This is a genomic window from Planctobacterium sp. AWH2_060, assembly GCF_056158425.1.
On sequence record NZ_JBSWTG010000001.1, the window covers coordinates 3988016 to 4014641 of the forward strand.

Sequence of the window (26626 nt, forward strand, 5' to 3'; positions counted from 1 at the left end):
GTGCAACACGGAACTATGAATACCACTGAATTGTTACTCGGACGATTGGCGGATATCGCCGGGGTTTTGCAACAGCATCCTGGGGGGCTTGGGTTGTTAGCCCTGGGCTCTGCGGGTCAGCAAGCCAGAATGGATTGCTATTCTGATCTGGATTTTTTTGCCATAGTTGCACCTGGTTTTAAGTGGCAGTTGATTGAGGATTTGAATTGGTTATCTGGTATTTGCCAGATAGCCTACGCCTTTCGCAATACCCGGGATGGTTACAAGCTACTTTTTAACGATGGTGTGTTTTGCGAGTTTGCGGTGTTTGAGCCGCAAGAGCTGGAGCACATTCCTTATGAAACAGGAAACTTTATCTGGCGCGATGCAAGTTTGCCCGAAACCTTGGCAACGCCTGCACAGGCGTTGCCTGTAACCAGTGCTGACCAGGACTTTTTACTGGGGGAACTGCTCACCAATTTGTATGTTGGTCTGAGTCGCTATCGCCGAGGTGAGTGGTGTTCCGCGATGCGCTTTATTCAGGTTTACGCGCTGGACCGGCTGATTGCGCTGCTGGATTTATCTCTACCTGAGCAGGACCTCATCTCAAGAGATGGCTTTTGTGTGGATCGACGTGTGGAGCAGAGACACCCTGCATTTTTGCAGGATTTTAAAGCCATGCTGTCAGGCGTAGAAGACTTGCCACAGTGTGCCCAGCATATGCTGGATTTTGTCCGTGTACGCTACGAGGTCAACCCCGCAATGGCGGCCAGGATTATGGACCTGGTAGCCACCCCCTAAACTTCCCGTTAGTATAGCGGACAAGCTCCGCTACTTACTTCGATGAATGAAAATTAAGATAGGTCACTATGTGCTGAATACCCACACCCGTGAACTGGTGTGTGGCGATAAGGTACAGGTGGTTCGGCCAAAAACTCTGGCCCTGTTGCGTTACCTGATTGCACACCCGGAACAAATCGTCAGCAAATCACGATTGCTGGATGAAGTCTGGGATGATGTGCAGGTGAATGAAGGGGTTATTTTTCAATCGATCCGGGAAATCAGACAACTATTTTCTGACATGACTGTTATTCAAAATCATCCGCGTAAGGGCTATGAGTGGCTAGTTGCGACAACACCAGTTCTCGAATCACACGACGAAAGTGAGCAATTACCACCTCCCAACGAGCCTAAAGTAAAGGGTGTGGTATTTAGCAGAATCATGATTGCATTCAGTTTTTTACTGCTCCTTTGCATTACGACATTTTTCTGGTTTTTCAATGAGAACCAAAAATCATTGCTGATTGAGCCGGTGCAAAGCCGTATCGATCGAAATGACCATCAGTGGTTAGCGGATTCCGGGGCGGCAATGCTTAGGGAAATACTGAGTAAAAAGCAAAGCTCGCGGAAAATTCAGTTGTTCAACGACTCAGAACTCGCCGCTGGGGCTGATCGTTGGAAGTTGACGGTAAAGGCGTATGGCGATGTGTATGATTACAAATTAATTTACAGCCTGTCTAATCAGCAGCAAGCCCAGCAATTTGTGCTGTTCAGCCATGATATTGAGCTGGCATTTTCCACCCTTGCCAAAAATGTGAGCCGGATAATCGCTCGCGATGAGATAAACAGCGATCCAGAGCAAACTCATTTGGCGCAAATGGTCCAGGCCTATGAAACCGATTGGGCCCTGGCGATACCGATTTTGCAGCGATTGATAGTGGAGCCGCAATCAGATATTGAGGGGGTTATCATGTTAGCCCGACTTTTAATCTGGAAATCCCGTCAATCAGAAGCTTTGGTAATGATTGCTGAAGCTTTGCAGTCGCTTAATGCCAGTGAACATCAGCAGGCGCGCTTATTGTATTTAGAGGCACTATCGCAATGGCAAAGTTCACCTGAACAGGCTTTGTCAATCATCGCAAGCGGATTACAGCTGACCCAGGCTGAAACCAGTTGGCTGACTCGTGCCAAGCTGGAAGAGTTACAGGGAGATGTGTATCGCGCCCAGGCGAAGCCGGTAGATGCCATGCGTAGCTACCTGAAAGCTCAGTCATTCTATGATGAAATCAATGCACCCGTGAATGCCGCGGGTCTGAAACTCAGGCTCAGTGCATTACATCTGGAAACCGGTCAAACTGACCTTGCCAGGCGCGTATTTGAACAGGCCCGCACTTTGATCCAGTCTAAAGAAATGTCGTTTTTATATGGCGAGTTACAGGAGTATGCGCAGTATTTCCCCGAAGCTACGACAGAATAACGACGGGGAAATGTTTACCGGCGTTGCAGTTAGCTGGTATGCACGCCTGAGGGTGAGAGCAGCCCGGTCCCCTTAAGGCGCAGTCGGCGCCCCGACAATGACTTCAATCAAATGATATTGGTAGAATTAGACTGCGGCACCGAAAAAAGTCTACCTACCAGCAAACTCAAAATTGGGGCTAGTAGGTGGATTGAGTGTTTCAATATTGATAATTGAAGGCGTAGCCAAAATGCTTAGGTTTTGGCTACGATAAGGCTACGTCCAAATGCCGCTCAAAAATCTGTTGCGATCTGGTCCTGATGCCAGCTGCCATTAATCAGCCGGGTGATATTGTCGCGTTGCTGGCAGCAGAACAAATACAGCCACTGATTATCCACCAGGTGTTGAATGTGCTCATGTTTTTGCACTATATCTGCGATAGCCTGTTGTGGCGCGTCAATATAGACACTGAGCCTTTGCGGGGTATGCATCCATTGTTTGCCATTGTGCAGCGACTGCATGGATAAACCGATGCGCAAATCGCCGCCATTGCCCTCAAATACGCCAATATTACCTGCTACTGCGTTGTGCAATACCTTGTTGCCACAACCAAACTTCTGATTGTCAGTAACAGACGCGTTGTATTGCATGTTAATCCAGTTGGTGACCACCATTGGCGCGGTAATCAATAATTCCAGCACTGAAAACGATGTATCCTGCTGCCAGTCATAATCGTGTAAAAACACCTTGCCCGCCAGGTTCAGAGATTGAGTTAATGCCCGGGGAGCAATAATAAAACTGTGATTGCCCGCTAAACCCCATTCAGGACGAACCTGCGACCAGTCCTTGCTACGCTGTTGATAAGCCTTGTTACGCTGCTTTTGCGATAAGAATGATAATTCTGAATCTACTGCCTTGGCGCGTTCTGACTGGGCTTGAGCTGTTGCCTGATGCAACCAAAGCTGTTGCTGTCCATTGAGGTGCTCAGTAAAACACTGGATTTCATCTGTGGTGGTATTGTGCAGTGCCGCAATAAAGCGCGTGGTTTGCGGAATGGCAATGCCTTGCGATTGCAGCCCTTGTCTTACCGACTTATCGTTGAGTAACTGAGTCAGTACCCTTACATTGACTTCACCCGATTGACCACCGCAAGCACCACAATCCAGCGCTGCTGCGTGCAGATTGTTACTACACTGACTGCCGTGTCCTACCAATAAGATCTCAGGAGCAAAGGATTTGAGTCCCATTGCAGTGAGGATCCCTTTGGCTAACTCGACACATTCGTCGGTAGACAGAGACTTGCCGTTTTGTGATAACTGCCACTCAGCATCATGGCTCAGACTGCTCACCGGATTTTCCTGTTTTTCCGGAAACCACATGTTTTTCAGCAGCTTAAAGCCATACCACCAACCGGAAGACTCCACCATGGAAAATGAGCCAGTGGGACTGTGACTCCAGCGCTGCCAGTTGGCCTTGTTTTTAATGGGGCGTAGTTGGGTGATTTTGTCAGATTTTAACGAGGCTGATATTTGCGGTGCTAATAATCCCGGCAACTGTGGGCGCTGCAACGCGGTGCCCTTGGGTGAAAACGCGATGGGCATGCCAAAGAACCCAGCAAAGCCATAGGTTTCAATGCCCGCATCTTGTTGTTCAAGTGCCCGGCGAATAACCTCTGAGCGGACATCAATGCAAAATACTGCCTGCATTTTTACCGCAGATGGCGGAACAACAGGGGCGGTGGCCAGCTGTTGTTGCAATTTCTGCTGTCGGGTTATTTCATGGGCTGTCTGCCAAATCCAGGATTTCAGTTGCTGCTGCTCTTGTTGCTGGATCTTGTCTGTAATGCTGGCTTGCTCTTCTTGCCAACGAGCCTCAATATTCGCTTGTAATTCAGGCTGTGACTGGGCCAGATGGCGCCAGATAATCAGCTCCCATGCCAGACGAGCAGCCAGCAGTTGTGACATATTGTCATCCTGTCCCTGCCACCGGCGATACGCGATATAGGCCGCCCAGCCATTCACGTCTAAAAGTAAAGCATGCAGATAATGTTCAATAGCTGATTCTGACAGAGCCAATTCTGTGCAGGCCAGCTCAAATACTGTTTCAGGAGCATCTGGTAAAGATTGAATCGCCCTAGCCAGCTTGGGTTCCCCCATCAATATCGCAATGCCACTGTCTTTGGTGATGTTTTTACGCCAGCTGGCATAAAAGCAGGGGCTGTTTTGTTGGTTGCCTACCTGTTCCAGAATTGGAGTGCTTTGAAAAAACGCCGCACAAAACTGACTGATCTGATGAATAATTTCATCATGCCAGGAAACCTGGTGCTTAGAGCGATACTCATCAACCAGCATCGAAAGATTGTGCCATCGCAAGTTGCCCGTATTTTTGGGAGCGTCCTGAGTGGCCAATTCCGATAAGCCTTTGTCGTAATTAAACTGGCGACAGGTTTTTTGCAAAGCGCTATCACTAATTTGTCGCTTGTTGTAGAGCTCCTGCCAGAAAGAAACCGGCATCAGGCATTGAATGTTACCCAGCGCCGATAATTGTGCCGCCACTTTTGGAAAGGGCTGTTGCTTCAATTCCCAGTAGGGATTCACGGCAATCGCTTTGTCCAATGGCCAGTTCGGGGCGATGCGCTGGCACACCTGCTGCACGGTTTCATGAAGCACCGAGTTGCGCTGAGAGTGGTCCAATAGTTGTAACTGATTCATGGTGCCTCCTGAAGTGTTTTAACTGAGTTTTTGCGGTCTTTGACTGGCCAGAATTTAAGTGTGATGCGGGTAAACCACTCATCCAGATACAGGCCGGCAAACAAGGCGGTGGATAAGCGCTGTACCCAGGACTTTTGATTGTTAAAGCGCAAGTGCATCCCAAAAATAAACATGTTGATGATCAGCACAGTAATAAACAGGTCTTCAGGGCTGAAGGGAGCAACAGCACCGCCTTGAAACAAGTGTCCCAATCCGGTTTTCAGCGCGAGATAAATGGCTATCAGGCTTATCGCCATTAAACTTGCATAAAGTTTTTGACTGCTGGTGGCTAACAAGATGGTGAATCCCATCCACAGCAATACCCAGGGAGCAATCGGACCAGAGAGCAAGAGCGCTGCCGGAGCTACCAGCAATAAACTAAACAAGGAAGATGCCAGCCAATGGCTACCGGTAGCGTAAATTCTGCCAGTTAACTCTTGCTGTAGCTGTTCATAAACCGCGTTTCCGCTGTTGAGAAAGGCAAAGGCTTTGTATAAAGAGTGGGCCATAAGGTGCAGAATTGCCAACTCGTATAAGCCTAATGCAATTTCAATCAGCATCAGGCCCATTTGTGCTGATGTTGACCAGGCTAAACGCACTTTAACACTAACCCGGGTAAGTAAAATAAGTGATGCCAAAAGAGTACTGATACCGGCCACCAATAATACTGTCCAACGACCCCATTCGGAAATTTGCAACAAAGGAGCAAAAGTCAGCAGTAAAAAACCACCCAGATTAATGATGCCTGCGTGCAGCAGGGCACTGACGGGTGTCGGTGCTTCCACCACTTTTATCAGCCAGCCGTGTACCGGTAATTGTGCACATTTGACTAATGCCGCCAGCGCGATAAGCACTGCTGCTAACTGTTCAGAGACACTGGCACTGGTACCGATACTCGCCAGCAATTGATCTATGTACAGGGTTTGATGCTCCAGATACAGAAGGCTAAACGCTGCGATTAAACAGATTTCGGCACTGCGCGCCAGAATGAACTTTTTGTGGGCAGCCAGGATGGCTCTTGGGCGTTCAGGATAAAGTGTGAGCAATTTGTGCAGTGTCAGACTGATGGTAAACCAGCCCAACCAGAAGATGATCAGGTGATTGCTCAGCAAGGTAACCAGTACCGCTGTGACAGTTAAGGTCATCCAGCGGAAACAGCGCGGATAACACGCCTCACCAGCCATGTAATTATGGGAAAAGCGAATAATGATAGTGGCGATAAACAACACCAGGGGCAGGACTACACTGTTTACGTTATTAAAACTAAATAATTGTCCGGTTGCTGGCGGCGTCACCAGGCTGTAAAACTGATAAACACCCAATGCAGACATCAATACCGAGCCTGTTGCCAGCCACAGAGTCGCCCGATACACCCGCTCCGCCGATTTATCTGTTCGGGTCCTGCCACCCATCCAACCCATCAGCGCCAAAAGACCCGGAACCATTAAAAACGAACTTGCCACTAGCCAACTTTGCACAATTACCCCCATTGCTACCTGTTCAAGATTGCGGCAAGTTTGCCAAAATAAAATTGTTAATTAAAATAGATATAAATTGATTTAACGTTCTGTTTTAGAGAACTAACGGTTTTGGGTAAATGGCGAAACGACTGAATTATCACCACTTGTACTATTTTTGGCAGGTGGCTAAAAATGGCAAACTTACCGATGTGGCAAGGGAGTTACACGTTTCTCAGTCGGCGTTATCGGCCCAGATAAAACAACTGGAACATCAGATTGATGAGCAGTTGTTTTTGCGCGATGGGCGCAGGTTAGTGCTGACCGACTCTGGTAAGCGGGTTTTTAGCTATGCGCAGGATATTTTTGCCAAGGGGCAGGAGTTAGAACTGCTGTTGAGTAAAGGGATTCACACTGAGCAGCATCTGTCGATTGGCGTGCTCACCAACCTGTCGCGCAACTTTGTGGTGGAATATATCAAGCCCTTATTGGCCGAAAAGAAGATCAGCTTCTCTTTGCACACCCGTATATTGTCGCATTTGGTGGCGGGGCTGAATCGCCGCGATTTCGATATTGTGCTGACTAACTGTTCTATTACCGAACAACAGCAGGAAAGCAGCTTGCAACAGCATCTGGTGGCACAGCAACCAGTGGCCATTATCGGTCATCCGGCCCAAAAACCGGACAGCGGGTTTCCTCTCGGCTATGAGCATGTCAATTGGTTGTTGCCGGCAAAAGGCACTGCAATTCGTTCAGCTTTTGAGGCGTTTTGTTTGCGCCATAATTACAAACCTAACATCATGGCCGAGGTGGATGACATGGCTATGTTGCGTCTGTTAACCCGGGATACTGATGCCTGCGCAGTATTACCGCCAGTGGTAGTTAAAGATGAAATTGCCAATCAACAATTGCTGGTATTTGAGGAGATCCCTGAGGCCTATGAGCAGTTTTACGCCACCACCATAGACCAGGGGATTTTTCCGAAACTGTTTGGCGAAATGGTCTCTTTGGAATACCAGCCGCCAAAGGCTAAGCGGCCCTAACGCAGTTTGATGCTTACCTGAGTGTCGTCAACGACGCTGAATTTGGCTTCTTCGTAGGATGGTGGACCGAATTTGCCGCCATTGTTACTGAAGCCGTAACCTTCTGTGGGCAGGCCGATAAAATTGCTGTCCAGTTCTCCATTGTCATTTTCATCATGATAAAGCTGAATGACATATTCGCCCGGTGCCAGGTCAGTAAATTGGGTACTAACGGTTTCTGCGTTAGCCATTATTTCAGCTTCTTTGAAAGGTGCGGCGGAACGTTCGTAATCTTCTTTACTGTTGTATAGTGCCACCAGAATTTTGCCGTTGAGCACTTCAATTTGAGAAATATCCAGGTGGATATTGGCTGCCATCAGGCCCCCCGAATACAATGCCGCTACGGCACAATAACCCGATAATTTTCGCCCGAACATAGTTAGCTTTCCTGTGAATGACTGATTGTGCAGCCAGTATAGGTTGCGAGGCCGGCTTTGGATTGTGCCAAAAGTCACGATTTGTGGGCGTGACTTTTGGCCAGCAAAAAGGCAACCGCAGTTGCCTATTTATTTAATACTGATTGGTATAAGAGTCTGCTTGCCGGACTATTTGCTACTTTTGAACAACAAGGTCAACTTGCGACAAACAAAATAAAACACCGGTGTGAACAGCAGGCCAAATAAGGTCACTCCAAGCATGCCGCTGAACATGGTTAAACCAATCGCCTGACGCATTTCTGAACCAGGACCTGAGGCTACCAGTAATGGAATAACACCAAAGATGAAGGAAAAGGCGGTCATCAAAATAGGACGCAGGCGCAGTCTACCGGCTTCGGCAGCGGCTTCGACGATAGAACTGCCTTGTTCTTCATTTTGCTTGGCAAACTCCACAATCAAAATAGCGTTCTTAGCTGCAAGACCAATCAGCACCACCAGACCTATTTGCGTCAGAACATTGTTGTCCATGTGCATGATCATCAGACCAATCGATGCCGATAACAGACACATAGGCACGATTAGTATGATCGACAGGGGCAACGTCCAACTTTCGTATTGTGCGGTTAACAACAGAAAGACAAACAATACCGCCAGTGCAAAGGCAATTATCGCGGTGTTGCCGGTGTTTTTCTCCTGATAGGCCAGCTCAGTCCATTCATAGCTAAAACCCGGCGGTAAAACCTGTTCAGCAATCTGTTCCATTCTGGCCAGCGCTTCGCCAGAACTAAAGCCTGGCGCGGCGTTGCCGGTTACCGCTGCGGCATTAAACAGGTTGTATCTGGGAAGACGCGATGGACCGGATGTGTGCTCAACCGTGGCGATAGAGCCTATAGGTACTAATGCTCCGGTGGCACTTCTGACCCGTAAATCCAGCAAGTCCTGGGTATCCACCCTGTAGGGCGAGTCAGCCTGAAGAACCACTCTAAAAGTACGACCCTGATAGTTAAAATCGTTGATATAACTGGAGCCGATAAAGCTTTCCAGGGCGGTGAATACGTTTTCCAGTGGTACATCCATTTGACGCACTATGTCTCTGTCTATATTGAGGTATACGCGAGGCGTACTGGTTTCAAAGAAGGTAAACACCGCGGTTGTTTCTGCCGCTTGATTGGCTGCCATGGCCACGGTCCAGGCCGCACCTTCCAGGGCTTGTGGACCATGCCCGGCCACATCCTGAATCATCATTTTAAAACCGCCAGCGTTGCCAATACCACTCACTGGGGGAGGCGTGACTGCTACCACATAAGCCTCTTCATTGAAGCCGACTTTTTGTCTGATTTCCTGCACGATAGCATTGGCACTGCGACGTTTTTCGAAGTCTTCAAACACCACAAAAATAGCGCCTGCGTTACTGGCATTGGTAAAGGTTGCACCGGAAAAACCGGCAAACGCCACGGTATTTTCCACGCCATCCACTTCCAGTAGTTTGCGCACTATGTCCTGGATCACGGCATCTGTGCGATCCAGTGCCGCCCCTGAAGGCAATTGAATGGCTACGATGGCGTAGCCCTGGTCCTGCTCCGGAATAAAACCGGTGGGGATCTTGCTCAGCTGCCATCCGGTAAAACTGATTAAGCCGGCATATGCCACAAGCACCACTGCAGTAATGCGCAGCATACGACGGATCAGGTTGGCGTATTTTCCGGATACTTTTTCGATGGCCGCATTAAACCTGTTTCCGGCGCGAAAACGTTTCGAATGAGGTTTTTCTTCGGATTTACGCATAAAGATTGCCGCCATGGCCGGACTTAACGTCAAAGACACCACGGTGGAGAGCATGGTAGCAGAGGCAATCGTAACACCGAACTGTTGGTAAAAAGCACCGCTGATACCTTCCATCATCATAGTGGGCAGGAATACCGCTACCAATACCAGGCTGGTGGCTACTAAAGCGCCGCCCACTTCGGTCATGGTTTCTTTGGCGGCTTCCACCCGGGAACGTCCTTCCCGCAATTTGCGCTCGACATTTTCTACCACCACGATGGCATCATCCACCACTATGCCGATGGCCAACACCAGGCCAAATAAAGAAATCATATTCAGGGAAAAGCCGAATACCGACATCAGAGCAAAAGTACCGATCAAGGATACCGGGATGGCTATGACCGGGATCATGGCGGTACGCCAGCTTTGCAAAAATACCACGATAACGAACACCACCAGAGCGATGGTCTCTGCCAGGGTGATATACACTTCCTGCATAGACTGTTCTATGTATTCTGTGGGGTTGTAAACAATGGTGCTTTGCATACCTGCGGGATAGTTTTGCTGCATCTCCGCTATCAGTGCTTTGATACCTTCCGCCGTCGCTAACGCGTTAGCACCCGGGCGCATGGTTATTGGTATTGCTACTGAGGGGTTATTACCCAGATAACCTCGGGTGGCGTAGTGCTGAGCGCCTATCTCAACGCGGGCTACGTCTTTGAGTAACAGCAGACCGGTTTGACCACCACGGCGAATGATAATGTTTTCAAACTCTTCGACAGTTTTCAGCCTGCCCTGAGTTTGCACACTGATCTCGAAGGCATTTTGTTCTGGCATAGGGGACTGATTCAATATGCCACTGGATACCTGTTGGTTTTCGGCGCGCACCACGCTCATGACATCTTCCGCTGTGATACCAAATTCCGCCATTCGACCGGGATCCAACCAGATCCGCATGGCGTATTCGCTGGCACCAAATACCTGAACATTACCCACACCATCCAGTCGCGACAGGCGGTCAACGATATTTAGTACCGCATAGTTACCGATTTCTGTCTGGTTGTAGCTGTTATCTGGTGAAAACAGGTTGATCACCATCAGCATATCGGGGGAGTTTTTCACCGTGGTGACACCCAAACGGCGTACCGGCTCAGGTAACCTGGGGAGGGCAGCTGACACCCGGTTTTGCACCAATACCTGAGCTGTATCCAGGTCGGTGCCCGGCGCAAACGTAATACTGATGGTTAAGCGTCCATCATTGGTGGACTGGGAAGACACATACAACATGCGCTCCACACCATTGATTTCCTGCTCCAGTGGCGCAGCCACCGTGGCTGCGATAATTTCTGAACTGGCGCCAGGATAGGAGGCGTTCACCTGAATTTGCGGTGGTGCGATTTCCGGATATTGAGCGACCGGCAAAGAGGCCAGCCCTAAAAATCCAAAAATAACAATCATCAGTGAAACCACTGTGGCCAGTCGTGGCCGGTCAACAAAATAATGGGTTAACTGCATAACTTAGGCTCCGGTATTGGCCGGCACAGGTTGCAATAATGCCCCCGGCTGAATCATTTGCAGGTTGCCAATTACCAACTGTTCGCCTGGGTTTAAGCCTTGTTTGATAATGCGCAATCCGGCTTCCGTTGTACCACCCAGGGTGACATAGCGTTTTTCCGCTTTGCTTTCACCACTAACGATGTAGACATATTTTTTGTTTTGTTCCGACATTACCCACTTGTCTTCGATAGTGATGGCGTCATAGGGAGGTAAGGGGGACAATCTCAAGCGGCCAAACATGCCCGGTTGCAGCAAGTTGTCGGGGTTATCAAACACGGCGCGCACTTCGATAGTTCCGGTGGCAAAATCCAGTGAATTTGAGGTGAAATCCATAGTGCCATCGTGAGCAAAACTGTCTTCGTCCTGTAATTTCACGAATACCGGCCAGGCGTCTTCACGCTTGATGGCATCGGGGTGAGCGATTTGACGGCGAATGTAGTTGAGAACAGTGGTTTCACTGGCTGAGAAATAAAAGTGAATGGGGTTAGTGGTCACAATCGTGGTTAGTGGCTCACCGCTGGCATTACCACCCACAACCAGATTGCCCTCGTTGACATAGGTACGATCAATGCGGCCAGTAATAGGCGCAGTTACCGAGGCAAATTCTAAATTCAGACGTGCCTGATCATAATTAGCCTGTGCCACCTGTAATTGCTGCAAGCGCTCGTCCAGTTGTTCCTGAGAAATGGAATTGTTTTTTACCAGGTTTTGGCCGCGGTCCAATTCTTTTTGAGCTAATTTAAGTTGCGCTTCAGCACTGTCCAGAGCTATTTGAAATGGGCGTTTATCCAGTTCGTACAGTACCTGACCTTTCTCAATTAGCTGACCATCATTAAAGGTGACAGATTCAATAAAGCCACTGACTCTGGCTTTTACCTCAACGCGCTTGGCAGCCTGAAAACGACCCGTGAACTCATCCCATTCTGTGACATTTTCGGTTGCAAGATTTAACACCTTAACCGGCATTGCCTGCGGTGCTTGTTGTTGCTGCGCCGCTTCCTGTTGCTGACAGGCCGACAGACCTAACGTCATTAAAAACAGAATCGCTGGTGTGGCGATCCCTTTTACTGTTCTTGCGAAAGCCATAATAAAATCCTCTCTGTAATGGCGTGATGTCTGGTTGTTGGTGGCATTATTGCCCGCTCAGATTACTGTTTGATATCAGGGTGGTGGCATTGCTATGGAGATGCTCAATACGCTCCATCATGGTGCCAAAGTAGGGGTTCCAGGTTAAACGAGCGTGAACTCTGCCTTCGTGTTCGTGGCCCCAGGCCGCAAACCAGATATCACTACCGGATTCGCAGGTTGCTGTTTCTTTGCTGTTTAAGCCGTTGTTACACATACGCTTGCTGCCAGACAAACCATAATATGGATTGCAGGGGGCAAACAGTACACTCATGTGTGAACCGGAACTGATGTTGAACATGGGTAAGTGCATAGACTTACTCCGGATATTGTTTTCAGAAAAAACCTGTTCCCCAAACCATAGCAGTTCACTGGCAGAGTGGTTAAAACTGCGGCTAAAAATATCTTTAATGGCTTGCGCGTTAATAACACTGTCTGCTTCACTGATGGTGACAAAGGTGGGGATGGTTACTGGCTTTTCTTCCAGAAGTTGGCGAACTATATCCGCACTTTTCGCATAGGCCGCTGCCCCGTGCAGTGGACCACCGGAGTAGCGGGCCAGATTAATATCATCGGAGCGCCAGCTAACAGGTAAAACACTGGCCAGCAGTGGCGTTAGTGGTTCAAAGCGAACCGCTTTAGATTCAAATCCCGGCGAAAACAATAACAGTCCGGCGATATCCTGCTGCTGCAATGCGTGAATGGTGACTAAATTAGCGCCTGTTGAGTAGCCTCCCAGCCACACTTGTGAGTAATCTTGTTTTAACAAATTTGCGTAGTGATCCACTATCTGTTGCCAGTCTTCATAACGCGACAGCTTCATATCTTGTGGCTTGGAGCCATGACCGGGCAGCAACAGGGTTTGCACATAAAATCCCTGCTTTACCAGTGAGCGACTGATATCCACAAAAGAAAACGGCGAATCACTGAGGCCGTGTACTAATAAAATGGCCTTGTCTGTGGCCTGTTCCGGGGATTGTTGAAAGGGCATATTCATGGCCAGTTCCAGTGCCCGGTCATCACTGAGAAAGCGACGCTCACTGATTAAATAGTTTTCTGTTTCTTCCAGGTATAAATCGAAATCTGGCTGCAGATAATTGTAATATTGATCTGAAAGATGCAACGGCAGGCGATGATGGGTACTACTACACCCCAGAGTCAGCACCAGAACACTGAAAAACAAGATAATGTTTAAGCGCATGAGCAGAATCCCATAACCAATAAAAAGTAAACGACACGGTGTAGTTTACTTTGTGATTGGAAAAAGTAAACTAATTAGTGTAAATTTTGTTGGGTATCGTTTCATTGCAGTGCAAAACAGGTGGCAGTTATTTTATGGTTGAAGAGAAGAAGACGCGTTCTGAGTTAAAGCGTGAAGCCATAGTCAGTGCGGCAAAGCGGGCTTTTCAGCGGGATGGCGTGCAAGGCACCAGTATGGACAAAATTGCGGAAGAAGCGCAGGTGTCGAAACGCACGGTGTACAATCATTTCAAAGCCAAAGAAAACCTGGTGATGCACATTCTGTCCTCTATGTGGAAAAATTCCATGGTGGACAGCGACGACAATTATCAATCCGATCAGCCGCTTGAGCCGCAACTGGTGGCGTTAATAAAATCTGAAATCGATGTTATTGCCTCGGAAGAATATCTGAATCTGACAAGGGTGGCATTTGGTCACTTTATGTATTCGCCGGAAGATCTGAGACAGGAATCTGCTGTATTCAGGGATTATGAAACGGTATTACAGCGCTGGTTAAAAAGAGCCTTGCAGGATAAGCGTCTCAAGCCCCTGGATATTGAAAAGGCTAACACGCAAATTCACAGTTTGGTGAAGGGCAGTTGTTTCTGGCCACAGCTCATGTGTGCTGAAGCTCCGCCAACAGAAGCCGAAAAACGGGATATTGCTGAATCGACCGCTGCGATGTTTCTGGCCTATTATCAGTCCGACGCCTGATACGCCAAATATACATCAGAGTCCGCTATGTAAATTGTTAATTACAAGGACAGCCACAGATAAATCTTACCGATAAGGCTGTGAAATTTTTACAGAGTGGCGCAATTCTCATTTATCCGCTTTTTAGATATCGCTAGTTAAATCATAAGCTTATAGCTTCCTTCCGATCTGGCACAGTCTTCGCTCCTGTTAAATCAAGCAACTAAAAGGAGTAAATTATGGAAATTTTTGAAACCATTCGCCGGGATCACGAAAAACAGCGTTTGCTGATGAAAATATTGGTCAGCACATCGGGTGACTCCAAGCCGCGCAGAGAGTATTACGCTGAGCTTAAGCAGGAGTTGCAGGCTCATGCGGCGGCTGAAGAGCGTCATTTTTACAAGAAACTGATGAACTCTGATCGAACGCTGGAGCAGTCTCGGCACGGCATTCATGAACATCATGAGATTGATAACCTGATTGAAGTGTTGGACGATACCGACATGAGTTCCCCGGCCTGGCTGCACTATATGAAGCAGTTGCAAGACAAGGTACTGCATCACCTTGAGGAAGAGGAAAAAGAAGTGTTCCAGCAGGCGGGACATGTGTTATCCGGAAAAGAAAAACTGGATTTGGCTGAGGATTTTGTCGAAGAAAAAGAAGAGCAACTGCACTAAATGTCAGGGACATTCTTGTCCCTGAGCGTTTTCCCTCCTGAGGATTTACATTACAATCAGTCTCTAATGGAATAGAGGCTCTTCATGCAAAACCAGTTAATCACCATCGGCTTACAAAATCCCAAATCTGCCAGCAATGTTGCTTCCATATTAAGGGCGGCAGGCTGTTATGGCGCAAGCTCTGTGTTTTACACCGGCAACCGCTATCGCTACGCCAAAGAATTCAATGCCGATACCCAAAACATACATCAAAAAATTCCCACTGTTGGTGTCGAAGATTTGATTGCCATGACCCCAAAAGGAGCACGACGGGTGGTAGTGGAGTTGGTGGAAGGCGCAATTCCGTTACCGGATTATCAACATCCGCACAACGCTTTTTACCTGTTTGGTCCCGAAGATGGTTCGGTGGCACCGGAAGTGTTGGCCCAGTGCGATGACGTTATTTACATTCCTACCCACGGTAGTATGAACCTCGCAGCTACCGTCAATGTGGTGATGTACGACAGACTGGCGAAGTCAGATTTTGATCGCAGTCTCGATTTTGTGAGACGCAGCAGGGATAACAATAATCGGTTAAAGGCCTGATATTTACATGGACAAATTTACATGGACACCCATCGTAATTTTACGCTGTTAACCGTACGTAATTTGTAAGCGTCCGGTGAATTACACCTGCTAATTGAGTTTCTGCCCCGGTAATCTGTTGCCATCAGCGGCGTTTTTCAAGGTAGTTGTCGCCTAAGCCGTTAAGCTGCTTCTTTTTTGCTCTCCGGATTGAGTTCCACAACATCGATCTGATCCCAGTTGCGGGTGTCGCCAGACCACCGGTTAGGATTTGTGCCCTTTGCTTTTGCATATAGATTTGCACGCTTCGCTAGTATCATTTTATCCTCACCATTGTGTCGTTGTTCCGGCGTGACGAATTTGATCCGACTATGGCGATGCTCAGTGTTGTACCATTGAACAAACTCTTTTACCCAAAGCCTCGCTTCTTCCAGTGTTTTAAAGCCTTCACTTGGCCATCGACGACAGTACTTTACTGTGCGAAACAAGGATTCAGAGTAGGGATTGTCATTACTGACACCCGGGCGACTACGTGAGCCAATGACTCCCATGTCGATCATCTTTGCCTGCATCGTCAGGCTCTTCATCGGGCTGCCGTTGTCAGAGTGCAATATAATATCTTCATTAACACACTTCTCTGACCACAGTGTGCGCTCAAGGAGGCGAGCTGCATACTCACCAGATTCACTGTCATGCACTTCCCACCCAACCACTTTGCGACTGAAGATATCCATAATCATGTAGAGATAGAAAAATCGACCAATTACCGTGGACGGACAATAGGAAATATCCCATGTCCAGACCTCGCAGGGCGCTTTAGCTTTAAACCCGTCTGGCTTTATCATACTCCCTTTAGGTTTCGCCTTGCCTCTGTGTTTCAGCTGATTATTCGCTTTCAGAACCCGGTAAAAGCTGGATTCCGAAGCCAGATAAGTCCCTTCATCAGCCAATATGGGGACTATCTGGCATGGCGATAAACTGGCAAACCGCTCCTGATTACAGGTGTCTAAAATTGCCTCCTGTTCCGCTTCAGTCAATTTATTTGCTGGCAGCGGTCTGCTCGCCTCAGGTCTTTTGTCTGCACTTATACCGCCTGCTTCTTGCCATCGTTGCAGTGTGCGAAGAGATAATCCAATTACCTCACAGGCTTTGATTTTTCTGACTCCAGCCATAACGGCTTCGTCAACCAATGATACATAATATTGCCTATCCGGGAGTGTGGTTAACTGTCCTCGTCTTCCCCCCAGTAGGCATTTAACTTTTTTCTCAGCACCAACAAAGCCGCAGTTTCAGCTAAAGCAGCATCCTTACGTTTGAGTTCCTTCTCCAACTCCTTAATGCGCTTTTTGTCGCTTTTGCGCTCCTGCGCCTGTTGTTTACGCTGCTGAGCTTCTGTCTGATTACCTGAGATACAGCTCTGTTTCCATTGCTGAATTTGCTCAGGATAAAGACCATGCGCCCTACAATATTGACTTAATTCAACTTCCGACAATGTGGCCGTCTCTAAAACCACCGAGAACTTCTGTTCTGCCGACCAGTCTTTAGGGTCATCACTTTTAGTCAAGTTGTAGTCTGCCTCTAAGTATTTATCTCGCCAACTACACAGGGTAGAAAGGTTGATACCTTCTCTCTGTGAAAACTGGCGCAATGATAAACCGCTTTCAACTAACTTGCTAACAACTGCCTTCCTATGCTTCTCTGGATAGTGTTTCACTCAAACCTGTCATCCGCCCCCTGTCTAACAATTCGAAAAACTGAGGCGACAACTATCCTGACACAGGGGGTTAGGAGGCCAAAATGGAAAATGAATCCCATAATCTGTTTTATCACCGTGATTTCTATCTTGTGGATTGTTTGGCGAGAGAAGAGAGCGAACGCACTGTAGAAAGTAAAAGCTCATCGCTGAATTTGTTTATCGATTGGTGTATTGGTGAGGGCGTTATTAATATTCACCAAGTCGATGACCTAACTCTTGAACGATATCGCCAGTACTTGCGGCAATATCGCTTTTTCAATGATAGGTCTTTGGATGCAGCAACTAAATACAATAGGCTGACAGCGGTAAAAATCTTCGTGAAGAGACTGTTCGAGTTGCGAAAGCTTGAAGCAAACAATACTGCTCGCTTTAGGCTTCCTAAGAAGCCAAGGAAACTGCCAAAGGGAGTACTAGATGATGGTGAGCTAAAAGATCTGCTAGCGCAATCACTACTGCATGGAGAACATGCCGTGCGGGACCGGGCAATATTTGAAACGTTGTACGCTTCTGCTTTGAGACGAATGGAACTTGCTAATCTCCGTGTTGACGATGTTGATACCCGGCGTGGATTAGTGAGAGTTGAGCAAGGCAAAGGCAAAAAGGACCGCATAGTGCCAATTGCTCGTCGGGCCTGTGAATGGATTGAGGAGTATAAACTTAATGCTCGGGATCGATACAGACGTTATTGCTCTGGAAAAGTGTTGTTTTTGAACAATCAAGGGAAACGTTTCAAGGAAAGGCAACTTTCAAGCATGGCCAGAAGTTATCTCTCCAGAGCAGGAATAGATAAACCAGGCGCCTGCAATGTGTTTCGACATACATCGGCAACGCATATGCTTGAAGGCGGCGCAGACATTCGGGTGATACAGGAGTTTTTGGGGCATGCTGATATTTCAACCACACAGATATATGCCCATGTGAGCATACGGAAGCTGGAAGATGATTATCATCGAACGCATCCGGCCTCGCTTGATTATCAAAGTCCAAAAGATATTCTGCATTGAGGTTTAATTGCGTCATGCGTAAAACATGACGCTAATTTTTCTTTTTATAAGATTTGAGGTAAAATTAGTCATTAAAAGTACAGAGAAAAGTTATTGTGATGGAAAGTAAAAAGCCAAAGAAAATCACAAAGAAAATGCTATACCGTGCTGTTGCTAGTTCCACCGCAATTGAGACTGGCGAGTCTGTGAAAAGCATCGAGCGTAAATTAAAGGATAATCGCGCTAAGTATCGTGACCTGTCTCTTGCTTTCTAAGCAGTTAGAATATCTCTGACAAGTCTTTCCAAGTGTTGATATTCTCCATCGACTCCCGCCTGAATTGAACGAAAGTAGAACTCTTTATTATTATCCCACAAGCTGTAATCCAAAAGCCCATATCCGGCTCTTTGTGCCATCATATCAACCAGAAGTCTGGATAACCTTCCATTGCCGTCCCTTACGGGGTGGATAAGAATAAATTCGATGTGGCTTTCTGCGACATAACTAATAAACTCTTCTTCAGTAAAGCCATCAATATCTGCAAATCTTTGTAGATATTTGTGTTCGAACTCAGAAATGAGATAGTCAAATTGATTAGGGTTGGCAAATTGAAAACCACCTTTGCCGATGTTTGAGGTTCTTGTTTTACCTGCCCAAGAGTATACATTGCCAAGCCATTGACGATGCCATCCCAGTATTACTTCAAAAATAATTTCGGATGGAGGTTCAGAGTGAATGAATAGCTTTTCATAGAGCTTGACCAACAGGTCGCCCTCTATTTCATCCATTTCTTCTGGGTCAACGATATTGAATTTATTTTTGAGCACAAGGTCATTTGAACCGGGTTCAAATTGCCCTTCATCTGAATCAACTTCGTATCTGGTCAACTTGTTCAAATCCCGTATAAAATGGCTGTTGGAACAAGGCTACATATAAGCTAACAGAAATCCAGCTTCCGTTTAAAATAATTACTAGGGCGTGTTGATCTTTGTTCAGGAAGTAAACAGCATAGCAACCTAGTATAATGGTTTCGCCAAAAATCAACATACCGGGACAGTTGCTATGCCAAGAACAATACTAACAGATAATGGGTGGGAAAAGTTAAAGGAAATTCTGAGAAGTAGCGGTCGCGTCTATAATAAATATGAGCATCGCAATACAATGGAAGGGATCTTTTATCGAATGCGCACTGGCATTCAATGGCGTGATTTACCACCAGAATTTGGTCACTGGAATACGGTCTTCAGACGCTTCAATCTTTGGTCTAAAAAAGGACTATTAAATAAGCTATTCAATTACTTAGCCTCAGAAAGTGATAACGAATGGTTATTCATTGATGGCAGTATTGTGAAAGCGCATCAGGATAGTACAGGGGCATTCAGTTCTGAAGACGAAGCGATTGGTAAAAGTCGGGGCGGAAACTCTACGAAAATCCATCTCGCCGTAGACAGTGGTGGATTACCTGTTTATTTTGAATTATCAGGTGGTCAAGTCAACGATATCGTTCATGCACAGAGTATGGTCAAACGTTCACCGAAAGCTGAAACCGTTTGCGCTGACAAAGGCTATGATAGTGAACGGTTTAGAGAATTTATTGGAGGGCTGGGAAGCAAGGCGAATATTCCCCGGAAAAGCAACAGCCATACCGGGAATGAGGATATGGACTGGTGCATCTATAAGTAGTCAGCCGTTATAAAAACATATCTCATTGATATTTATAATTAATCTTCCTTAAAACCTGGTCTGCTTCGACCGAACCTGGTAAAATTAACATCAGTTTCTGGTCGAAACAGACTACGGTTTTATGATAAAAGACAGCCCCAAAACTTCACGACAAATTGGCTTTTTTGACCTCATTTCTCAGCTCGACGAAAAACATCCACTATTGTTGCTCGCCGATGAAATTGACTGGGATTTTCTGAATGAAAAGTTATCCGTGTTTTACAGTGATAAAGGCCGCCCCGGGAAACCCATCCGGCTCATGTGTGGTCTGTTGATGTTGAAACAGATGTACAACCTCAGTGATGACAATACCATCGCTCAATGGATGATGAATCCTTATTACCAGGCGTTTTGTGGGGAAGTCGCTTTTCAGACTGAGCCACCCTGTTGCCGCACCGAAATCACGGCTTTCCGCCAGCGGATTGGAGAAGAGGGTATCAACGCCATTTTTGCTGTTTCTGTGGCATTACATCAACAGGATGTGGAAGAAGATAAAGTACTCGTCGATACCACGGTACAGGAAAAAGCCATCACTTATCCCACGGACACAAAACTCGCCATTAAGATCATCAATCGGCTCAATAAGCTGGCTAAAAAACACGGTGTAAAGCAACGCCGGACTTATGTGAAAGAAGTCAAAGAGTTACGTTTACAGTGTCGCCACTTTCGTCACCCCAAAGTACGGGGAAAAGCCAGAAGAGCCCTGAAACGTCTGCGCACTATCGCAGGAACACTACTCAGAGAATTGCAACGTAAATTGCCTGCACAACTCCTGTCAGAACAGAAGGATAACTTTGCTCTGTATGAAAAAGTGCTGGCACAACAACCCAAAGACAAAAACAAGATCTACAGCCTGCATGAGCCGGGGGTGTATTGTGTTGGCAAAGGTAAGGACCATAAACCATACGAATACGGCAGAAAAGCCTCCGTGGTATCCACTTTAGAAGGACAGGTCATCATCGGTGTGGCAAGTCATGACGAAAACATCCATGACAGCAAAACGCTGGAATCGGCTCTGAAACATGCCCGTCAACATCGGAAGAACCCGATAGCAATGGCAATAGCAGACAGAGGCTATCGCGGAGCACAGCAGTATGTTTGCGAAGAGGTTCTGCTTCCCAAACCGCCGCTAAAAAGAGACAACGCGTATCAGCGTCAGAAGAAACGAAAGTTGTGTCAGAAGAGAGCAGCGATAGAGCCGATTATAGGGCATCTGAAACAGGACTTTCGCCTTAGCCGCAACTGGTTAAGAGATAGTTTGGGCGATGCGATCAATCTGTTAATGTCAGCCAGTGCCTGGAATCTTCAAAAGCGGATGAAGGTGCTTTTTTTGCCTTTAATTTATGTCGCGATCAGAGCTGCTATCGCAGCTCTGTCACGATATCTCATCCGGAAAAAATATTGAGATAATTTGGTACGCTCGTTAGGTGTTTTTAAAGTCACAGGGTTCAGCAAAAAGTACTTTTATAACGTCTGACTAAGTATTGCCACCTTGTAGAAAACGCTTTTCAAAAGATAAAGAGGTTTCGAGCCGTTGCGACCCGATACGATAAACTGGAGAGAAATTACAGCAGCACCGTGGCCCTCGCGTTTACGATAATGTGGCTACCTCTGCACTGCTGAGCAATTAATCACCAAAGATCAACGCGCCCTAGGTAATCCTTCTGCATTAGGAAGGCTAAAAGGGCTCGAATAAGTTTTGAGGCAGATGACTGTTAGTAGTTTTCGCATTTAAATTAAGCAAAGTTGAAATTTTTTACTCACTAAGCTATTTTTGCACTAATAGTGATAACAAGGAATTTAGTTTGAGTGCAAAAAAATGGATTACTCACAAGCCAGATAGTGTTAAAGTCCCTCACCCAAAATCGAAGCCTCAAGACAAAACTTTATTTCGTTTTGTGAGAAACGGTGGTACTGGGGCCGATGACTTTCTACCAAGCTGTATTGATCCTGAGCAGTGTCATATGCGTAACTCTCGTAGAGTCAATTGGCCAGAATTTCATGCCACTTCATTTTTTCTAACCCAAGAAGCTGCACAAAACAAAATAGATGAAATGCCCGAGAGGTTCGATGGTATGTCTATCGCTGTTGGCGATGTAAAAAAAGATCAAGGATATATGAAAGTCGTTGAAAGCAAACATGTCTCGGTTTGGTTCTATGAGGGAGTGTACCCTAAAGGATTCCAATTAGTACAGGGCGGGATTGTACTTTGCTGACTTTTTAACCAAACAGTAATTCCGTCCTGAATTTGCTACTCCATGCTGCCCTCCGCCGTTTACCTGCTATGCTATCTTTTTTACCCTGATGTTGCTTTATCAGATTCAGACATGCACGATTGAACAACGCAATATGAGCTGCTCCGTTAGGATCGCTTATTTTGAGCTGGTCTTCGCGAAAAGCGACATCAAGCACCCAGTGTAACTGGTTTTCTACTGACCAGTGCTCTCTGATGATACGGGCGAACTGCTCTGCATCAGCTGCTAATGAGCTTGCATACCAGCGGGAATGATAGCTCGTTTGACCACCCTGCTGACGTTCACTGGCAACCTCGATGATACTACGAATATGTGGCCATTTTGTTTTTAGTTCTTCAGGCAGTTCGGCTTTCATTTGCATTACTGTTCGGCTTTCCTGACGTCCATGTCCCTGATTCGACTGGGTAAAGGTATTGAGAGCTTCGTCATTGTATCGTTCAGTGAAACTCTCTTTTACATACTCAAAGAGCTTGCTTTGATTCGCCTTTAACTGAATAACGAAGTCACTTTTAGCTTTGACTATCGTCTCCATGGTGTTTGTCTGGCAATGCAGTGCATCAAGCGTATAAATGGCATCTTCCATGGCCAGCGCCTCAATCACATTTCTGGCGACAGCACGTTCATTGCCTTTGTTGTCGGAACAGTCCTGATACAAAGCAATCCCGGAATTCACATCAAAAGCACTGACGACATGTAACGCTTTGCTCACATCTTCCCGCCAGGCACCTCGCATAGTTTTACCATCAAGAGCAATAACCGATTGCCCTAAAGTCTGCCTACGTTGGTTAATCCAGCCAAACACTGTCTGTAACAGTATTTCTGTGTCCAGTGCCTTAATAATTCCTGCAATACAATGTCGTTTGGGGATACCATTTTCAAAACGGCGATGTTGGCGTAACCAGTCCAGCTGACTTTCGCCAAACTCTTCAATGGCTTTCCAGCCATCTGCTCCGCTAAGTACAGCGGACAACGTCAGGAAAATAACGTCAACAAGGTTGTGCTTGAGATTAATATCTTTGCGAGGATCCGGGATGATTTCCAAGTGTTTTACCAGTGACATATGGGGTTTCCGATAATGAAAACGGATCAGATCAACTGAATCAAGATAAGTTCACTGGTGAGATATATTGAATGGTGATCAATATTCATTTTTATATATCAAAAAGTTAGGATCCCGCCCTGCCAATTAGTATGAGTAAAAAAGACGAGTTGCTTTTTCTTGGCACTACTACTTTTGGGAACCTCTACTATCACAACGTGTATAGTTTTTAAGGGCTTGAATATACTCGGTTAATTATTTCCAAATAGCACTTCATGGCGGTAGTCATCGCTCCCGGCACACCAGCCCATTTTTTGTGGTTTCGTCTTTTTCTTTTTGTCTTTATGCTGGTTTAACAGATTCAGAGCCAACCGCCTGAAGCAGGCTATATTGATGGCGGAATTACCAGCGTACATTCTCTGATCATCCTCCCTGAACGTCACATCCAACACATGATGCTGACTGTTTTCTATGTACCAGTGGCGTCGGGTAGCCTTCATCAGTTCGTCAAGCGTCAGTTGTTCAGTACAGACATAATAATGGGTCTCATGGCTGGTTTGTCCTTTGACAGAGCGTTCTCTCACCACCGCGGCTATCGTTTTCAGGTCTGACCATTTTTCTTTTAGTTGCCCCTCAAGGATGAGGTCTGTTGACCAGACCGTGCGGGTTTCTTTTCGTCCATGTCCGGTTTCACTTTCGCTTAAACTGGCCTGTTCTGCCTCAGGTAAAGCCCAATATTTCTGGAACAGTGTATCTACCGCCTCAAGTAACGTGGGTTGATTTTTCTTGCACTGTACCAAAGCAATCCCTTTTTGTTCTTTAATCTGGTGGATAGTCTCTACCTGACAGTGAAGTGCGTCCAGGGTCAGAATAGCCCCGGTAATGTCCAGCGATTCAATTAACTCCCGGGCCATTGCCAGCTCATTTCCTTTGCCTCGTCCGGCTTTGTGATACAACACCAGCCCCTGTTCCACATCAAATGCAGAAACCATGCTCAATGGCGTTGAGCCGCTATATTTCGCGACACCTCGTACATCTTTGCCGTCAATAGCAATATGTTGAAACTGGCTTTCTTCCCTGACCGCATTTACCCAGGAAACCAACGCTGCCATTAATGATTCAGGCACCATAGTTCTGATGATACGGGCGACATTTTGTTGGGTGGGTATCCCGTATTCAAAAGGCAGATATTGTCTTAGCCAGTCCAGTCGTGTTTCGCCAAAAACATGAATATCAGCCCAGGATTTACTGCCACTTATGAGGGCACTTATCAACAGGAATGACATCTCCAGCACAGGATAATCCTGATTAACATGAGATCGGGTATCAGACACTTTTTGAAGATGAACAAGAATTTCCATGACGCGACCTTTATGAGAGATAAATCGGGCCAGGATGGAGTGAACAGAGTTCAGTGTAAAGCTATTTTATCGGCTTATGCCACAATGTGATCGTTAAAGGGAGCGTTATATCAAAAAGTTTGATCATGCCCTTTATAGTTTTTACGGTGAGCCTGTCATATTTTCTGCACTAAATGATTTCGAACAGTTGTTTTTTTGCTACAGCCTCGGCCCTAAGGATGGAAAGGACAGGTGGCTGATAACACCAGCATCCAATCAAAAAATTAACCAACTTGAACAGAAAGATATTCCAATTGTAAAAGCAATCAGAACCTCAAAACAAGACAGAGTATTATTTGTTGATGAGGACTTAAATTCGGGAATTTTAAAAGAACAATGGAAGAAATTTGCGTCACTTAAAATTAAAGTTCCCACTGATTCTGTATTCATTTCCGAAAATTACAACTTAGATGGCAAAAGGAAGCATACTCACAAGATCAGAATTTCAAAATCGAACTCAGGTGATTTAGTTTCAGGAGTCCTAAATTCTATTGGAGAAGCTTTCTCAGAGTTTTTGGGGGCTTTCCTCGGCGCATATAATATTAAATCTAATTTTGTTGCAAGAGATGCAATAGAAGGTTCATTCGTTTACAGAGTGAAAGCACAAGATCCTGAAAAGCTTAGGAATGAAGGTTATGAATTACTGAACAAAATTCAGGAAAAGTCTTCTCTTATACAACTTATCAAAGAACGTAAGTTTGACCTTCGAGCATTACGGAAATTGTTTGCTTTGCAACTAGAGAAAAGTGTAAATGTAGAATTAATTGATGAAGAAACTACGCAACGAGTATTGTCTCTTGATCAAGCAACAATTGAATCACTACTAAACGAAGTAGATGAAGCACTTCGAACATATCTTGATAGTACGATGGTTCCGCAGGCAGACTCTACCGAAGCAATAGCTAGTTACTTGAATATCTTAGAAACAGATGGAGTTGTGACAGCTGAAAAATTTGGAAAAGATCCTCGTCAAGTCTTGTATTATCGAGATGCGTGCATAATGCTTTCTTTGGTTCAAGAGTTTGGTAGATTGACCCCTTTCGGAAAGAAGATTGTAGATGCAAAAACTAATGTGGATGTTATTGCAGTAATTAAGCAACAGTTTGAAAATACAGACTGTTGCTTTATTTGGATGCATGAGCAAAAAGTCTCTGACATTAGAGACATTGACGAAAACACAGCAGCAGATTTCCTAATAAACTATTGCAATGGTTTGAGTGAGAATACTGCAAGAAGAAGAGCACAAACTCTCGTGGCTTGGGTCAAAAAGTTTAAAACACTTAAGTAATTATTTCCGAAATTCTTTTATTTGTAATTTCAATTGCTTCCTCACATAAGTCATTTCCCACAAAATTACGACCCAGTTTAGCTGATGCACTTCCGACAAATCCTGAACCACAGAAGGGATCCATAATAATATTATTTTCTATTGAGCTTTGCTCTATTAATGTCTTGGCGAGTCCTTCTGGCTTTTCAGTTGGATATCCTTTCCATACACGTTTTTCTACTAAAATGTCAGGCGTAGCAAGACTGTTAAGTTTTTTCTTACCTTTTTCGAAGAACAATATAAATTCATATCTTGCTCGATAATGGTATCCCATACCAATAGCGACTTTGTCCCACACGAGAGGTTTCCAGAATTTGAATCCAACTTTCTCTGCGATTGGTTTTACTATGAAAGCTGTTTCCTGATCACAAAATAAATAAAAGTGACTGTTTTTCTTCAATACCCTGTGTACTTGAGTAAAGAGTTCTTCAAATCGATCATTCGGAAAGATTTTAAACCACTTATTACTGGATGCTTTACTATTCTTTAATCGTGTAGTAGTTCCGATTTTGCGGTGTTTTTCGAGAGATTCATATGGAGGATCAGTGATAACAAGGTCAATTGAACAATCTTCTATCTGTTTTAAAAACTCAACAGCATCCAAATTGTATAGTTTATATTCCATTAATTAATCTACATATGTAT

21 protein-coding genes and 2 pseudogenes are annotated in these 26626 nt (G+C 45.9%); 12 read left to right on the plus strand and 11 right to left on the minus strand.

What is annotated here, in order from left to right:
• The first annotated feature begins 15 nt into the window (after window positions 1-15).
• Both ACXAD8_RS17055 and ACXAD8_RS17060 read left to right on the plus strand, forming a co-directional pair.
• Entirely contained in the window at window positions 16-780 is a 765-nt protein-coding gene (locus tag ACXAD8_RS17055; protein ID WP_475231141.1) for a hypothetical protein, read from the plus strand.
• Between the two features lie 46 nt (window positions 781-826).
• The gene (locus ACXAD8_RS17060; RefSeq protein ID WP_475231143.1) at window positions 827-2236 is read left to right on the plus strand and encodes a winged helix-turn-helix domain-containing protein; all 1410 of its coding nucleotides are present in this window, start codon (window positions 827-829) and stop codon (window positions 2234-2236) included.
• Window positions 2237-2508: 272 nt separating this feature from the next.
• Here ACXAD8_RS17060 and ACXAD8_RS17065 read toward each other — a convergent pair whose 3' ends face one another.
• Window positions 2509-4926: a YbcC family protein gene (locus tag ACXAD8_RS17065; RefSeq protein WP_475231145.1), complete on the minus strand. Its 2418-nt coding sequence runs from the start codon at window positions 4924-4926 to the stop codon at window positions 2509-2511.
• Window positions 4923-6443: an NADH-quinone oxidoreductase subunit L gene (locus ACXAD8_RS17070; RefSeq protein ID WP_475231147.1), complete on the minus strand. Its 1521-nt coding sequence runs from the start codon at window positions 6441-6443 to the stop codon at window positions 4923-4925. Before ACXAD8_RS17070 ends, ACXAD8_RS17065 begins: the two co-directional genes overlap by 4 nt.
• 119 nt (window positions 6444-6562) lie before the next feature.
• Between ACXAD8_RS17070 and ACXAD8_RS17075 the strand changes: the two genes are divergently transcribed.
• Window positions 6563-7465: a LysR family transcriptional regulator gene (locus ACXAD8_RS17075; protein ID WP_475231149.1), complete on the plus strand. Its 903-nt coding sequence runs from the start codon at window positions 6563-6565 to the stop codon at window positions 7463-7465.
• Here the strand turns inward: ACXAD8_RS17075 and ACXAD8_RS17080 are convergent.
• From ACXAD8_RS17080 to ACXAD8_RS17095, 4 genes are all read right to left on the minus strand, one after another.
• A complete protein-coding gene (locus ACXAD8_RS17080) occupies window positions 7462-7881 on the minus strand; it encodes a DUF2141 domain-containing protein (RefSeq protein ID WP_475231151.1) in 420 nt (139 codons plus the stop codon). The genes ACXAD8_RS17075 and ACXAD8_RS17080 overlap by 4 nt on opposite strands.
• Window positions 7882-8049: 168 nt before the next feature.
• Window positions 8050-11160, minus strand: a complete 3111-nt coding sequence (locus tag ACXAD8_RS17085) for an efflux RND transporter permease subunit (protein ID WP_475231153.1) — start codon at window positions 11158-11160, stop codon at window positions 8050-8052.
• Window positions 11161-11163: 3 nt separating this feature from the next.
• A complete protein-coding gene (locus ACXAD8_RS17090) occupies window positions 11164-12288 on the minus strand; it encodes an efflux RND transporter periplasmic adaptor subunit (RefSeq protein ID WP_475231155.1) in 1125 nt (374 codons plus the stop codon).
• Between the two features lie 46 nt (window positions 12289-12334).
• A complete protein-coding gene (locus ACXAD8_RS17095; RefSeq protein ID WP_475231157.1) occupies window positions 12335-13528 on the minus strand; it encodes an alpha/beta hydrolase in 1194 nt (397 codons plus the stop codon).
• Window positions 13529-13632: 104 nt separating this feature from the next.
• On the opposite strand from ACXAD8_RS17095, the gene ACXAD8_RS17100 reads away from it, so the two are divergent.
• The 3 genes from ACXAD8_RS17100 to ACXAD8_RS17110 all read left to right on the plus strand — a co-directional run bounded on the left by ACXAD8_RS17100 (window position 13633) and on the right by ACXAD8_RS17110 (window position 15521).
• On the plus strand, window positions 13633-14280 hold the full coding sequence (locus ACXAD8_RS17100) for a TetR/AcrR family transcriptional regulator (protein WP_475231159.1): 648 nt from the start codon (window positions 13633-13635) through the stop codon (window positions 14278-14280).
• Between the two features lie 218 nt (window positions 14281-14498).
• Window positions 14499-14936 (plus strand): hemerythrin domain-containing protein, encoded by a 438-nt coding sequence (locus ACXAD8_RS17105; protein ID WP_475231161.1) that lies wholly within the window; start codon window positions 14499-14501, stop codon window positions 14934-14936.
• An 84-nt stretch (window positions 14937-15020) separates the two neighbouring features.
• Entirely contained in the window at window positions 15021-15521 is a 501-nt protein-coding gene (locus ACXAD8_RS17110) for an RNA methyltransferase (protein ID WP_475231163.1), read from the plus strand.
• Between the two features lie 161 nt (window positions 15522-15682).
• On the opposite strand, the gene ACXAD8_RS17115 is transcribed toward ACXAD8_RS17110, so the two are convergent.
• Window positions 15683-17214 (minus strand): IS3 family transposase gene (locus tag ACXAD8_RS17115; RefSeq protein WP_475231165.1). Its coding sequence is split into 2 segments (ribosomal slippage): window positions 15683-16752 and window positions 16752-17214, totalling 1533 coding nucleotides; the frame shifts between segments, so codons are not numbered across the junction.
• An 83-nt stretch (window positions 17215-17297) separates the two neighbouring features.
• Here ACXAD8_RS17115 and ACXAD8_RS17120 point away from each other — a divergent pair.
• Window positions 17298-18260, plus strand: coding sequence for a tyrosine-type recombinase/integrase (locus tag ACXAD8_RS17120; protein ID WP_475231167.1), 963 nt, complete (start codon window positions 17298-17300; stop codon window positions 18258-18260).
• 250 nt (window positions 18261-18510) lie between these two features.
• Here the strand turns inward: ACXAD8_RS17120 and ACXAD8_RS17125 are convergent, their stop codons facing one another.
• A complete protein-coding gene (locus ACXAD8_RS17125; RefSeq protein ID WP_475231169.1) occupies window positions 18511-19125 on the minus strand; it encodes a Fic/DOC family protein in 615 nt (204 codons plus the stop codon).
• Between the two features lie 175 nt (window positions 19126-19300).
• Between ACXAD8_RS17125 and ACXAD8_RS17130 the strand changes: the two are divergent.
• From ACXAD8_RS17130 to ACXAD8_RS17145, 4 genes and pseudogenes are all read left to right on the plus strand, one after another.
• Window positions 19301-19918: pseudogene (locus ACXAD8_RS17130) on the plus strand (IS5 family transposase); the annotation flags it as partial.
• A 124-nt stretch (window positions 19919-20042) separates the two neighbouring features.
• A complete protein-coding gene (locus tag ACXAD8_RS17135) occupies window positions 20043-21365 on the plus strand; it encodes an IS5 family transposase (RefSeq protein WP_475231171.1) in 1323 nt (440 codons plus the stop codon).
• A gap of 68 nt (window positions 21366-21433) precedes the next feature.
• Window positions 21434-21583 (plus strand): annotated as a pseudogene (locus ACXAD8_RS17140) (IS5 family transposase); the annotation flags it as partial.
• Between the two features lie 182 nt (window positions 21584-21765).
• Window positions 21766-22176 carry a hypothetical protein gene (locus ACXAD8_RS17145; RefSeq protein ID WP_475231172.1) on the plus strand — a complete coding sequence of 137 codons (411 nt, stop codon included), beginning with the start codon at window positions 21766-21768 and terminating at the stop codon, window positions 22174-22176.
• A 4-nt stretch (window positions 22177-22180) separates the two neighbouring features.
• Here ACXAD8_RS17145 and ACXAD8_RS17150 read toward each other — a convergent pair whose 3' ends face one another.
• Together ACXAD8_RS17150 and ACXAD8_RS17155 are read right to left on the minus strand one after the other, a co-directional pair.
• Entirely contained in the window at window positions 22181-23275 is a 1095-nt protein-coding gene (locus ACXAD8_RS17150) for an ISAs1 family transposase (RefSeq protein WP_475231174.1), read from the minus strand.
• A 230-nt stretch (window positions 23276-23505) separates the two neighbouring features.
• A complete protein-coding gene (locus ACXAD8_RS17155) occupies window positions 23506-24615 on the minus strand; it encodes an ISAs1 family transposase (RefSeq protein ID WP_475229601.1) in 1110 nt (369 codons plus the stop codon).
• Between the two features lie 109 nt (window positions 24616-24724).
• Between ACXAD8_RS17155 and ACXAD8_RS17160 the strand changes: the two genes are divergently transcribed.
• Window positions 24725-25942 (plus strand): DUF6575 domain-containing protein, encoded by a 1218-nt coding sequence (locus ACXAD8_RS17160; protein ID WP_475233003.1) that lies wholly within the window; start codon window positions 24725-24727, stop codon window positions 25940-25942.
• Here the strand turns inward: ACXAD8_RS17160 and ACXAD8_RS17165 are convergent.
• Window positions 25935-26606, minus strand: a complete 672-nt coding sequence (locus tag ACXAD8_RS17165) for a DNA-methyltransferase (RefSeq protein ID WP_475231176.1) — start codon at window positions 26604-26606, stop codon at window positions 25935-25937. The genes ACXAD8_RS17160 and ACXAD8_RS17165 overlap by 8 nt on opposite strands.
• Window positions 26607-26626: the final 20 nt, after the last annotated feature.